Source organism: Mycobacterium venezuelense (assembly GCF_054919535.1).
On record NZ_JBONDW010000042.1, the window covers coordinates 1 to 12938 of the forward strand.

The 12938-nt window shown below is 65.8% G+C and carries 12 protein-coding genes; all 12 read right to left on the reverse strand.

The genetic code is table 11. The annotated features are described in order from the left end of the window. On the reverse strand, positions 1 to 452 hold a 452-nt coding region (locus ACRCUN_RS33920), incomplete at its 3' end, for a DUF350 domain-containing protein (protein ID WP_462145985.1). A gap of 70 nt (positions 453 to 522) precedes the next feature. Continuing rightward, entirely contained in the window at positions 523 to 1686 is a 1164-nt protein-coding gene (locus tag ACRCUN_RS33925) for a glutathionylspermidine synthase family protein (RefSeq protein ID WP_462145986.1), read from the reverse strand. Next, complete coding sequence (locus tag ACRCUN_RS33930; protein ID WP_462145987.1) at positions 1687 to 2238, reverse strand: hypothetical protein; 552 nt, start codon at positions 2236 to 2238, stop codon at positions 1687 to 1689. 114 nt (positions 2239 to 2352) lie between these two features. Further along, positions 2353 to 4323, reverse strand: a complete 1971-nt coding sequence (locus tag ACRCUN_RS33935; protein WP_462145988.1) for a primary-amine oxidase — start codon at positions 4321 to 4323, stop codon at positions 2353 to 2355. Next, positions 4320 to 5867 (reverse strand): APC family permease, encoded by a 1548-nt coding sequence (locus ACRCUN_RS33940; RefSeq protein WP_462145989.1) that lies wholly within the window; start codon positions 5865 to 5867, stop codon positions 4320 to 4322. Before ACRCUN_RS33940 ends, ACRCUN_RS33935 begins: the two co-directional genes overlap by 4 nt. 24 nt (positions 5868 to 5891) lie before the next feature. Next, positions 5892 to 6611, reverse strand: a complete 720-nt coding sequence (locus tag ACRCUN_RS33945; protein ID WP_462145990.1) for an ABC transporter ATP-binding protein — start codon at positions 6609 to 6611, stop codon at positions 5892 to 5894. A 2-nt stretch (positions 6612 to 6613) separates the two neighbouring features. Further along, the gene (locus tag ACRCUN_RS33950) at positions 6614 to 7180 is read right to left on the reverse strand and encodes an ABC transporter permease (protein ID WP_462145991.1); all 567 of its coding nucleotides are present in this window, start codon (positions 7178 to 7180) and stop codon (positions 6614 to 6616) included. A 34-nt stretch (positions 7181 to 7214) separates the two neighbouring features. After that, complete coding sequence (locus tag ACRCUN_RS33955) at positions 7215 to 8375, reverse strand: FtsX-like permease family protein (protein ID WP_462145992.1); 1161 nt, start codon at positions 8373 to 8375, stop codon at positions 7215 to 7217. Positions 8376 to 8520: 145 nt separating this feature from the next. Then, a complete protein-coding gene (locus ACRCUN_RS33960) occupies positions 8521 to 9972 on the reverse strand; it encodes an amidase (protein ID WP_462145993.1) in 1452 nt (483 codons plus the stop codon). Beyond that, positions 9969 to 10841 (reverse strand): LLM class F420-dependent oxidoreductase, encoded by an 873-nt coding sequence (locus ACRCUN_RS33965; RefSeq protein ID WP_462145996.1) that lies wholly within the window; start codon positions 10839 to 10841, stop codon positions 9969 to 9971. The genes ACRCUN_RS33960 and ACRCUN_RS33965 overlap by 4 nt, the downstream gene beginning before the upstream one ends. Positions 10842 to 10965: 124 nt before the next feature. After that, entirely contained in the window at positions 10966 to 11781 is an 816-nt protein-coding gene (gene tsf, locus ACRCUN_RS33970) for a translation elongation factor Ts (protein ID WP_462145994.1), read from the reverse strand. Between the two features lie 20 nt (positions 11782 to 11801). Then, positions 11802 to 12635, reverse strand: a complete 834-nt coding sequence (rpsB, locus tag ACRCUN_RS33975; protein WP_462145995.1) for a 30S ribosomal protein S2 — start codon at positions 12633 to 12635, stop codon at positions 11802 to 11804. Positions 12636 to 12938 lie beyond the last annotated feature (303 nt).

A 12938-nucleotide genomic window follows, 5' to 3' on the forward strand; every position in this document is an offset into this window, starting at 1 on the left:
AGGATCGCCGCCGCGACGATCAGGCCGAAGGCGAGGTAGGCGGCCGTGATCACCAGGACCTCGGGGGTGAAGGTCTCCTGCGCGAGTACCCGGCCCATGTCGATGCCCTTGATCGCGCCGATGAGCCGCACCGAAAATGCTTGTGCCGCAATACCCAAGAGGCCGAACACCAGTGTCATGATGAGACCCTGGATCAGATCGCCCGATGACGCGTAGATCGCGAGGACGATGATGATCGCCATCGACAGCACACCCGAGGCGGCAACCGCCGCGGCATTGGGGCGCCCGGCCTGGACCAGTACCCGCAGCGGTCCCGGCGTCGTCCAGTCGATCACGTAGAAGCCGAGAACCATCAGGGCGATCCCGACGATGGTGTACAGCACGATGGCCGAGACGCCATGGCCGAGAACCGACCAGTAATCGGAACTGAGCGCGACGGTGGTTGAGGTCACAGGGTTGGTCCTTCCGAGGTCAAGTGGGAGGTCACAGTGGGAGGTCACAGTGGGAGGTCACAGTGGGAGGTCACAGTGGAATACGGTGTGGCACAAAGGCGGCGCCGTTGTCGGTGACAAGGCCCGAGGTCTCGCGGATCCCGAGGCCCGCCGACTCGTCACCGACGATCCAGGCCCCGAGCGCCGGGCGCATGTCGTCGAATTGCGGCAGCGGGTCCAACAGCTGGTACACGTACCCCTCTTCGCCGTACACGCCGCCGGTCTCGGTTTCGTATCCCGCGCCGACGATGGTGATGTTGGCGCCTTCACGCCCCAGTTTCGGCTTGCGGACGTACTCGGTCAGTTCATGGGGATCGTCGACGTAGGCGGGCAGGAGGTTGGGGTGACCCGGGTACATCTCCCACAGGATGGCCAGGATCGCCTTGTTGCTCAGCAGGGTCTTCCACAGCGGTTCGACCCACATGGTGGTCGGCAGCTGCTCGACGGCGTGGCGGCCGAAGTCGTCGTCGAGCATCCATTCCCACGGGTAGAGCTTGAACACCGACGCCATCGGCGCTTCCTCGAGATCGACGAACCGGTTGAGGTCTTCGTCGAATCCGATGTCTTCGATCGCCAGCCCCACCGTGTGCAGGCCGGCCTCGGCCGCGCACTCCTGCAGGTAGGCCACTGTCACGTTGTCCTCGCCCGTCAGCTCCGCTCCCGACCAGGTGAAGTGTGTTTCCGACCCCGGCAGGCGGTCACGGATCTCGGCCCATCGTGCCACCAGGCGCTCGTGCAGCGAGTTCCACTGGTCGTCGTCGGGAAACACGTCGGTCTTCCAGTGCCACTGCAGGATCGCGGCTTCCAGCAGCGTCGTGGGCGTGTCGGCGTTGTACTCGAGCAGAACGGGCGGCCTGCGGCCGTCGTAGCGCAGGTCGAAGCGCCCGTACAAATGCGGATCGCTTCGCCGCCAAGACTTCTCGATGTGCTCCCAGCTCCATTCCGGAAGCCCGAAGTCACGGTAGCGCTCGGTCAGCACGACCTGCTCGACGGCCTCCAGACACATCGAATGCAGCACTTCGACCGACGCCTCGATCGACAGCACCTCGTCCATGTCGAATACGTAGTGCACCGATTCGTCCCAGTAGGGCCGGTCGGCGCCGGTGGCGTCACGCGCCGGCGTGCCGTAGCACATGCCCTGGTCGGCGACGATCTGTTCCCAGCCGGCTCGCGGGGAACTGCGCTGGCGCCGCACTCAGCTACCCGAGCTTCCGCCGTAGCTCGACGATGAGCCGAACCCGCCCCGGGATATCGAGGAGCCGGACTTCGTCTTCGCCGTGGTGCCCTTGGGGAGCTCCAGCGTCCCGCCGCGGGCGGTGGTCCCGACGCCGCCGTTGGAGCCGCCGTAGTAGTAGCGGTACGGCGAACCGGCGTAGATGAACGTGCCGCCCGAACTGCTGTACCCGCTCGAGCAATACGAGTCCGGCACCACCTCGTTGGTGCCGTCCTTGACGCACGCGGCGTCGACCTCTTCCTTGTGCAGCAGGTGATAGCCGAGCGCCACGGCGCCGACGACCCCGACCACGGCCACCGAACCCATCAGGATCTTGCCGTTCCTGGCGGACCGCTCGCGCGCCTTCTGCTCCTGCAGCTCGGCGAATCGGGCCGCGGCCTCCCGCGCCTTCTGGGCCTTGTCCCGCTGGCGGGCCTCGGCGACCGTCGGTTGCCGTGGCCTGGTCTTACCCGGCTCCTGCCAGCGAATCGAGCCGCGCTGGTCACCCGTCTCGTTGTCCGGCCCAGAAGTCATTCACACCCCCACAACAGCGCCACTCGCCTGCCGCAGACGAGCATAAGCCCCCGCCGACGCGACGACAGCACCAATGTGCCGGTTTGCCGGTGACGGCGGGGGCTGCCCTCGCTCTCAGTGGTGGTGGCAGGCCGCCGGCGGTGACGGCGGCAGATCGAGCGCCGGATTGCCGTCGAAGAAGCCAACCGGTTTGAGCTTGAAGCCCGTGTAGTGGCACGGCATCACCGGCCAGTCCTCCGGGCACACGACGTGGTGGGCGCCCACGGTGTACCAGAGCACGATGTCGGTGTCCTCGAGCGGAGCGTCGTCGGCCACGTACTCGGGCAGTCCTTGCGCCTCGGCGCACTGGTACATGTAGTCGCCCGCCGCGTAGAGTTCCCTCGGGTCGTACTTCGTCACCCACAGGTTGTGCTGGACGAACCGGGCCCGGTCGTAGATGACCGATCCCTCCTGCACCATGACCGGCACGATGTCCTTGGGCATCAGCTTGTAGGCCACCGGGGCGCCGAACTCGTTGAGCTTCGACGGGTTGACTACCTTCCAGTACCGGCCCGTCGCGTGGTCCCAGTCCCGCGCACCCTCGGACTCCGAGGCCACCAGGGTGTCCTGCGTGATCCAGGCATTGTGGTGCGGATTGAGCGCGGGGTCCGGCTCCGGGATCGAATCGACCTCGTACACACTGTTTCCCGGGCCGTCGACGCTCATGTCCATGCGGAAGTTGAAGAAGTGCTGGTGGTTCGGCCCGTACATCCCTGGCGCGACCATCTTCCCCCACCGCGGGGACTCGCCCTCGGCGATCGCACCGGTGGTCAGGACGCCCGTGAGTTTGACCTCCATCTCGATGGACGCGTCGTTGTAGAGGTACCAGAAGAACCCGTACTCGTAGTTCCCGACGGTGCAGATCATCGAGATGACCAGGCGCCGCGACCGCCGGACCTCGACCTCGCCGGTCCGGAAATCGGTGTGTTTCCACGAGATTCCGAAATCTTCTTCGTGCATGCAGATCGCGTTCGGGATGGTGACCGCGTTGCCGCTCGAATCGTTGACCGTGCCGTCGAAGTAGTAGATCTCGCCCAGACAGTCACAACCGAGGGTCAACGGATTGGCGGAGAATCCCATGCCGACCTCGCCCATGTCGAAGACGTTCTTGTTCCAGTGCGTCGGTGACGAGTCACCGTACGGGACCACCATTTCCGACAGCGCCGCGCGGTACATGATGGGCCGCACCGTGCCGCGGTCGTTGTAGGTGAGCTCGTGCAGAACGAGACCTTCGCGAGGGTTGAAGCCGACGCGCAGTGACCACTTCTGCCACTTGACGTTCCACCCGTCGACGGTGAAACTGGGCCCGTCCGGCTGGGTGATGTCGATGGTCTTGACATCGGAACGGAACTCCGTGAACGCCGGGCGGTTGTCGGGATCGAACATGAACTTCCCGGCATAGTTGCCGCCCTTGGCCGGCAACGCCACGACGCCGTGGTCCTCGACGTCGACGACGGTCATGGTGTCCAGGTCGAACGTGACGATCAGGCCTTCCACCGGACGCGCATAGCCGTTCTCGGACGGGGCGGCCCGCATGAACGTCAGCGGGCGGCAGATGAGCGGCGAGTTGTCGTAATGATCCTGCGTGCCGTAATAGCCGGCAGGCCAGGGGTCGATCATCGCGAGACCGAAATCGGTGACGCCGCGCTTGCGCATGGCCTCCTGCCAGCGCGGGTCCTCACGAACCTTTTCCTCGACACCGGTCATGTGCTCGACGAGGTAGGAGGGGAACCGGCCGGGAATCGGTGTCCACGAGTCGATCACCCGGGCGCCGAGGTCGACGATGGCTTCGTAGATCAGCTTGGCGTCATACATCGTGACGAACGCGCGGCGCGGAACGTCGTCGGAGCCCTCGAACGTCAGCGACGCGGTCTTGGCGGGTTCGGCCAACTGGATCATGACGAACTTCAATGTCGGTGTCGCATAGTCCGATCCGGTGATGACCGCGGCTGCCGCCTCGATCTCCGCGCCGGTCAGCGGATCGAGCGGGTACCGCGTGGCGTCTTCGGTGGACTCGGTTCGCAGCACCGTGCTGTCCATGGTCATTTGGTCGCGTCCTCCGCTTCGGTCTTGTTGAGGTCGAATACCGCGAGATGGGCGAGCGCATCCTCCTGCGACATCTTGTGCGCCGAACGACGTCCGAAGATGTACACGACGAGTCCGAGGGCGAACATGCCGAGGCTGATACCGCCGACCCACGTCATCCACGTGCCCGACGGCACGTCCAGCCAGGGGGTGACGAACGAGTAGTAGATGCCGCCGATGGTGCCGAGCGTGCCGACAACGACGGTGATCCACACCCCGGCCGTCCCGCCGGGGATCCGCCAGAATTGCTCGTTCGCATAGCGATCCGCGTACTTCTTACGCGCGACGATCACCGGAATCAGGAAGAAGAACCCGGACAACAGCCATACCGTGGAGAGCCCGCCCTGCAGGTAGATGGTGACGTTGGCCATGCTGCTCTGCGAGTACAGCCCCACGAGGATCAGCGACGAGATGACGCCCTGGATGAGGATGGCGGTCACCGGGTTGCGGGTACGCGGGTTCAGATGGGTGAAGATACGCGGCAGGTGACGTTCGAGTCCCGACACGAAGATCAACCGGGAGTAGGCGACCTGGTAGGTCATCAGAGCGACGACGATGATGAATGCCAGCACGATCGCGCAGACCTCCATCAGGCCGGGGAAGCCCGCGACGTCCAACATGCCGATGACGCCGGTGACCGGGTCGATCTCATCGCCGGGCAAGGCCATCATGGTGCCGAGCGTCGTCAGCAGGTAGATGGCGACCAGCGCGGCCGAACCCCACAGGATCATCCGCGGACCGCTCTTGCGCACCGAAAGGAACTCGGCGCCCATGTTGTACGGCGTCTCGACGCCGAGCAGGTACAGCAGCACCGTGCCGTACAGGAAGCCGGCAACCGCGAAGTTCGGAATCGTCGCCTCGGCCCAGCTGAATGGCGTGGCCGAGCCGTTGTTGACCGCGAACAGCAGACCCGAGACGAAGATCGTCAACGAGAGGATGCCGTACACCACGAAGACGACGTTCATGATCTTCTGGTTGGCAGCGAGTTTCGCGAGCGCCAGCCCGATCACCGTCCAGAGAATCACCAACTGCAGGATGATGCTCGTCGTCAGGCCCAGCTCCGCATGAAAGGCCAGCAGCAGGAACTGCAGCACCACCGCCGGCGATGAGGCGGCATTGAGGATCACCGGCACCCAGGACAGATAACCGCCGATGAATCCCCAGGTTTCGCCCATCGTCCTGGTGGCCCAGATGTACACACCACCTTGCCCCGGCCACAGGTTGCCGAGTTCGACCACGGCCATACCCGCCGGGATCAGAAACGTGAGGATGCCCAGCACCCACATCGGGATCGCGGTCCAGCCGCCACCGGCCATCACCGACGATCCGGTGACCCAGCAGATGATGAACACGTAGGCCGCGGTCAGGCCGAACGTGCTCATGACTTTGGGCAGGATCTGCTCGGGCACGAGCTCGGTGGTCATGAGTTTGTCGCGCTCAGCCGCGCCGGCCATGCCGTTGGTGTCAGGGCCCAACGGCGACGCGGCCTCTAATTCTTGGGTCATCGCTAATCTCCCAAAGCCATTAGTTCAGTTGATGATTTGTCCGTCTCGCATCCGGACGACACGGCTCGCTTCGTCGGCCACCGTGGGGTCGTGGGTGCTCGCGACGACCGTGACGCCCATCGTCGAGCACAGGTCGCGCAGCATGCGCACCACCGTCTCCCCCGTGCGGTGGTCCAGATTGGCCGTCGGCTCGTCTGCAAGAACGAGGGTCGGGCTGCTTATCAGCGACCGCGCGATCGCGGTGCGCTGTTGTTCCCCGCCGGACATCTTCGTCGGCTGGTGATGAACGCGATGGCTCAGCCCGACCATTTCCAGCAATTCGATCGCACGTTTACGCAGCGACTTTCGGTCGTACGGTTCGAACATCAATGGGAGCTCGACGTTCTCGACCGCCGACAGGAACGGGATGAGGTTGTAACTCTGGAAGATGAACCCGATGGTGTCGTGGCGCAATGCGGCGAACTGGCTCTCGGTCAGCTGCGCGGTATCGCGACCGCTGATCTTCACGGTTCCCTTCGTTGGCCGGTCCAGTCCGCCCATGATGTTGAGCAGCGTGGATTTTCCGCTTCCGCTCGGCCCCATCAGACACACGAATTCGCCTGGCATGACCTGTAGTTCGGTGGCGACAAGCGCCTTGACCACCTCGTCGCCGAGTTTGTGCAGCTTCCAGACATCGCTGATCTCGATGACCGGTTTCTTGATGTCAGCTGACGCCGTTGTCGGGGCGTCGTCCAGCGCGGTCATTGTCAGCCTCCTGCAGTCAGGGATCGGATGGGTGGACGCGACGCGGCGTTCCATGTGGGGACGATGCTGGTGGCGACAGCGGCGACGATGCTCACGCCGACCGCGATCAACGCTCCGAGCGCCAATCCGACGTACGAGACGCCGGTGGGCGCGAAACCGGCCAGTGCCACCGCGATCCCGGTGACCGCGGCCAGCACAGCGCCCATCAGCGCACCCAGGATGGCCGCGACAACCGGTTCGACGAGCAGGGCCGCCACCACGGGGCCGCGCGGGATGCCGTTCGCGCCCAGCACGCCCAGCTCACGGGTTCGGTGCGCAACCGTCCTGGTGGTCGCGACCGCCACTTCGACCACGCCGACCAGCAGGACGGTCACCGCGATCAGGATCACGGCGCGATTGATGTCCTCGGCGTGACCCAAAGCCGCAGACTGCGAACGAATTCCCGACATCATCCCGAACACCAGCACCACCAGAAACGCTCCGGTGGCAGTGGTGAGCACGGGCAACACCATTTCGCGGATCCGGCGGCGCGCGGACAGGACACCGTAGGACAGGCCTTTACTGATCATCGTCTGTACCCTCTGTTCTTCGCGCAAGCGCTCATCACCTACCTCCGAGGAGATCCACCGGACGCTGCTGCAACAACCGATGCACGGGCACCAGGGCGCCGACTATCGCCATGGCCGGCAGAAATGCCGCGACCATAGCCGCGGCCTGAGCCCACGCGGTCGGTGTCGCAATCCCCGGAATCACCAGCGCCACCGCGACACCCGCGCCGACGACACCGACCACATACGCGGCCACGAACACCATCGCCGACTCGACCAGGAAGAAATAGAGCACCTCGTCGGCCAGACCGATGCTGCTCATGATGCCGAACTCGCGTTTGCGTTCGGCCACCGCGGCGAGGAACGACGACACTGCGATCACGAAGCCGAGCACGAGTCCGACAGTCGAGATCAGACCCAGGGTCGAGCTCGTGACCTTCCCGGAGAACAGGGCCGAGAATTTCTGCTCGAATGTCAGCGGACCGGATCCGCCCACGGTGTCGTAGATCAGGCCGGAGCCACCGGGTTCGGGCCGTACCGACGGATCGGCGGTGGACGGCAGACCGACTGCCGCACCGAACGTCTTGGCGAGATCGCGACTGTGTTCTTGACCGGACGGCGCATAGACCGTCCACCACCCGTGATCGCCCACCAGCGATCTCGCCAAGTCCGACGACACCGTCATCGACTGACCGGATCCGGCGACATTCACCGTGAGCGACTGGCCGCCGAGATCGACAACACCGCCGGATGAGACACCCAGTCGGTCCGCCAGAGCGGCACCCAAAACTGCTTGACCAGAGGGTGTTTCGTCGTTGCCGCGCAGCGACACGCGCGTGTCGCCGACCATCGCGACACCGGATAGGGTCTGTACCACACGCCAGCCGCCGGGCACCGTGATCGCCGGTGCCGGGCCGTCGGCCACGAGCGCCTGGACATCGCTGTCATAGTGCACACCGGCCGCAGGCACCGCCCACAGCTGGGCACCGCCGAGAACATCGGTGACCGAATCGGCGCCGGTGATCGCGAAGCTCGATGAGATGGTTCGGACGACCGTCACGCAGGCGATCGCCAGGGCGATGCCGAGCACCGACAGCACGAACCGTTCCGGCCGGCGGCGAATGTTCGCCAGTGCGAACCGGATCAGACATCCGAAGGTGTTTCCGGTTGTCGTTGCGATCTCCGGCGATCGGGGGGCCGAAGTAGCCGTTTCCACAATGAGCGATGCTGCGAGCCGCATGTTTCACCCACAGCAGTTCAGGGTGTCGCGTGAGTTAACAGGGCACCGTCGGCGTTACGACGTCATGTCGCCGCGACGACGAAATCCGTCGCCGTCTTCCGCGGAGAGGCGCAATAACCGCTTAGTTGACCGCTTTTCGGGCCCGTTTACGTCGGGGCGCCACAACCGAATCCTGGATACGACGCCACGGCTGCGCTTCCTCGAGTTCGTAGGCGAGCTCAAGCAGCCGCGCCTCGCGGCCCACCGTCGTCGACAACATCATTCCGACCGGAAGCCCAGTTGCCGTCTGCGCCAACGGCAGTGAGATGGCGGGGTCGCCGGTGGCGTTCTGCAGCGGCGTGAAGGCCACCCAGTCGATGAGGCGCTCGATGATCTGGTCGTAGTCCGCGGTCGGATCGAGCCGGCCGATCTGCAACGTCGGTTCGGCGAGCGTCGGCATGAGTACCGCGTCATAACTGTTGGACAGCCGCTCGGTGATGTGCCGGGTCCGGGCCAGCCGGGTGATCGCCACCGGCAGGCGATAGAGGTTGCGGCCGGCGAAACGTTCGAGCCCGAGGGTGAGGTTGTCGAGGCGGCTGCGGTTGAAGCTCGGACCGAACGTGCGAGTTCCGCCGCGCACCAAGGCATACGCGAGAAATGCCCAGTAGAGCAGGAAGTCGTCTTTGAAGCTGGCGGGCACGGGATTGCCGATCGGCGTGATCCGATGGCCGAGTTCTTCGAGCAGCGCCGCGGTCTTGAGGGTGAGCTCACGCATCTCCTGGCTCGCCTCACGGGCGATCGACTGCGTGCACACCGCGATACGGAGCCGCTGCTTACCGGGGCGGCTGACATCGCCGATCGGCGGCAGCTTGGGATTGCGGTACACCCGCTCCATCTCGCGATAGAGCGCAGCGGTGTCGCGGACGGAGCGGGTGACCACGCCATCGGACACGATGCGCAGCGGCATCCTTCGGAGGTCCCTGTCCTGCGGAAGCCGGCCACGTGACGGCTTAAGCCCCACGAGCCCGTTGCACGCCGCCGGGATGCGGATGGAGCCACCGCCATCGTTGGCATGCGCGATCGGTACCACGCCGGCGGCGACGAACGCACCAGATCCCGACGACGATGCACCCGCGGTGTAGTCCGGGTTCCACGGATTGCGCACCGGTCCCAGCCGGGGATGCTCGCACGACGCGCTGAAGCCGAACTCCGACAGTCGGGTCTTGCCGAGCGGCACGAGGCCGGTGGCGAGGTAGGCGCGGGCGAAATCGCCGTGGACCCGCTCGGGCCGCGGCTCCCAGGCATCGGTGCCCGACATGGTCGGCATGCCCTCGACCGCGACGTTGTCTTTGACGAACGTGGGCACCCCGTCGAAGAACCCGCCGTACGGGCTGGGCGCCGCGCCGCGAGCATGGGCCCGGTCGAAGGCCTCGAACGCCAGCCCGTTCAGCGTGGGGTTGACGGCTTCGACACGGGTCACGGCCGCTTCGATCAGGTCGGCCGCCGACACCCGGCCTGCGCGCAGCTCCTCGACCAAGCCGACCGCGTCATGGTCGCCCAGAGCATCGTCGCCGAAGGCGCTGATTACACTCATGCGCCGACGGTACCAAGTGGTACCGCTGCCGCCACCCTCTCCAACGCGGCGAGATGGGCGTCGACGGTGCCCAGACCGGAGCCCATGGTGTTGACCGAGACGTGCGTGGCTCCCGCCGCCGCCCAAGCCGACAACTCGCCGGCCGCTCGCTCGGCGTCACCGGCCCAGGTCACGCGGCCTTCCATCCCGATGGACGCGGGATCGCGGCCTGCGGCAAGGGCGGCCCGCTCGACGTGCGCCCTGGCTTCGTCGAGCTTGGCCGGCGCCACCATCGGGAACCAGCCGTCGCCGAGCCGGCCCGCGCGCTCAAGCGCACGCTCGGACGCGGCGCCGAACCACACCGGGATCGGGCGCTGGACCGGCAGGGGTGCCAGCCCGGCCCCGGTAACCCGGTGGTGCCGGCCGTCGAAGCTCACCGTCTGCTCGGTCCATAGCTGCCGCATGAGCTCGACCTGCTCTTCCGACCGCTTGCCGCGGTTGCCGAACTCTTCGCCCAGCGCCTCGTATTCGACTGCGTTCCAACCTAATCCGATACCGAGGCGCAGCCGGCCGCCGGTGAGCAGATCGACTTCGGCGGCCTGCTTGGCCACCAGCACGGTCTGCCTCTGGGGCAGGATGATCACGCCGGTCACCAGTTCGAGCGAAGTCACCGCGGCGAGATAGCCGAACATCACGAACGGTTCGTGAAACGTCGTGCGGATGTCGTAGGGGCCTGCCCAGCCCTGGTGGACAGCCGGGTCGGCGCCGACGACGTGGTCGTAGGCCAGGATGTGGGCGTACCCCAGTTCTTCGACCCGCTGCCCGTAGGCCCGGACGGCACCGGCATCTCCGCCGAGTTCGGTTTGGGGGAAGACGACTCCTATGCGCATGGCATCACCAACAACCGGCATCTTCCCCACCATCCCATACAAAGGCAAAACCCCGCGTCTCCGGGATCGCCGGATCTGACGCGGGGTTTTACGTGTGAGCGGTTGGTGCGCCGCTCAGGTCTGACTAGGCCTGACCGACCTCGAACCGGACGAACCGGGTCACGGTCACGCCTGCCTCGTCCAGCAGAGCCTTGACGGACTTCTTGTTGTCGGACACCGACGGCTGGTCGAGCAGCACGACGTCCTTGTAGAAGCCGGTCACGCGACCCTCGACGATCTTGGGCAGCGCCTGCTCGGGCTTGCCCTCCTCCTTCGCGGTCTCCTCGGCGATGCGGCGCTCGTTGGCGACGACGTCCTCGGGCACGTCCTCACGGGTGAGGTACTTGGCCTTCAGCGCGGCGATCTGCAGCGCGACCGCGTGCGCGGCCTCCTGCGAGTCCCCCGTGTACTCGACAAGCACGCCCACAGCCGGCGGCAGGTCAGCGGCCCGCTTGTGCAGGTAGGTTTCGACCTGACCGTCGAAGTAGGCAACGCGCCGCAGCTCGAGCTTCTCGCCGATCTTGGCCGACAGGTCCGCGATGGCCTGCTCGACGGTGGAATCACCGGTCTTGGCAGCCTTCAGCGCGTCCACGTCGGCGGCCTTGGAGGCAGCCGCAGCGGCCACGACCTGCTCGGCGAGCGCCTGGAACTCGGCGTTCTTGGCGACGAAGTCGGTCTCGGAGTTGAGCTCGATCAGCGCCCCGTCCTTGGCCGCGACCAGACCCTCGGCGGTCGCGCGCTCAGCGCGCTTGCCGACGTCCTTGGCGCCCTTGATGCGCAGGAGCTCGACGGCCTTGTCGAAGTCGCCGCCGGCCTCGACCAGCGCGTTCTTCGAGTCGAGCATGCCGGCGCCGGTCAGCTCCCGCAGTCGCTTGACGTCGGCAGCGGTGTAGTTAGCCATGTAAGCCTTCCCCTGAAAAATTACGAAGCGTCAGTGGATGATTCGGTGGTCGCCGCACCACCGGCCGCGCTGTCGGCAGCACCGGCGGTCGCACCGGCCAGCAGCTCCTGCTCCCATTCGGCGAGCGGCTCGGCGCCCTCCTCGGGCTTCTCGCCGCCGCCCTGGCCGGCCCGGGCCTGCAGGCCCTCGGCCACCGCGGAGGCGATCACCTTGGTGAGCAGGGCTGCGGAACGGATGGCGTCGTCGTTGCCCGGGATCGGGTAATCGACGACGTCGGGATCGCAGTTGGTGTCCAGGATCGCGATGACCGGGATATTCAGCTTGCGGGCCTCGCCGACGGCGATGTGCTCCTTGTTGGTGTCGACGACCCAGATGGCCGAAGGCACCTTCTGCATGTCGCGAATACCGCCGAGGCTGCGCTCAAGCTTGTTCTTCTCACGCGTGAGCATGAGGATTTCCTTCTTGGTGCGGCCCTCGAAGCCACCGGTCTGCTCCATCGCCTCGAGCTCCTTGAGGCGCTGCAGACGCTTGTGCACGGTGGAGAAGTTGGTGAGCATGCCGCCCAGCCAGCGCTGGTTCACGTAGGGCATGCCGACGCGGGTGGCCTCATCGGCGATGGACTCCTGCGCCTGCTTCTTGGTGCCGACGAACAGGATGCTGCCGCCGTGGGCGACGGTTTCCTTGACGAACTCGTACGCCTTGTCGATGTAGGTCAGCGTCTGCTGCAGGTCGATGATGTAGATGCCATTGCGGTCGGTGAAGATGAACCGCTTCATCTTGGGGTTCCAGCGACGGGTCTGGTGCCCGAAGTGGGTGCCGCTGTCGAGCAGCTGCTTCATGGTTACAACAGCCATGAGTCCATGGTTCCTTTTATGTCGGTTGTCGCCCGGCGTCGGGTGATGCCAGGCCCTGGTGCCTACTGGTTGCCGGACCCGACTGGGAGTTCCCAGGTCAGGACCGCCGGCATCCGGGTACGGCCCCGATAAGGCGGCCGTGGCGCAGACACGCGAAGTCAGCCCGCTCGGGCGAGCTGCGGATAGAAGTTTACACGCTGAACAGGGCTGCTTTTACCACGCAGCGCGCCCGCCCTGCCCTGGTCGGTACTGTCCCAGGGCGGGGCGGGCGCGTGTGAACGAAAGTCGGGGCATCAGCCCCAC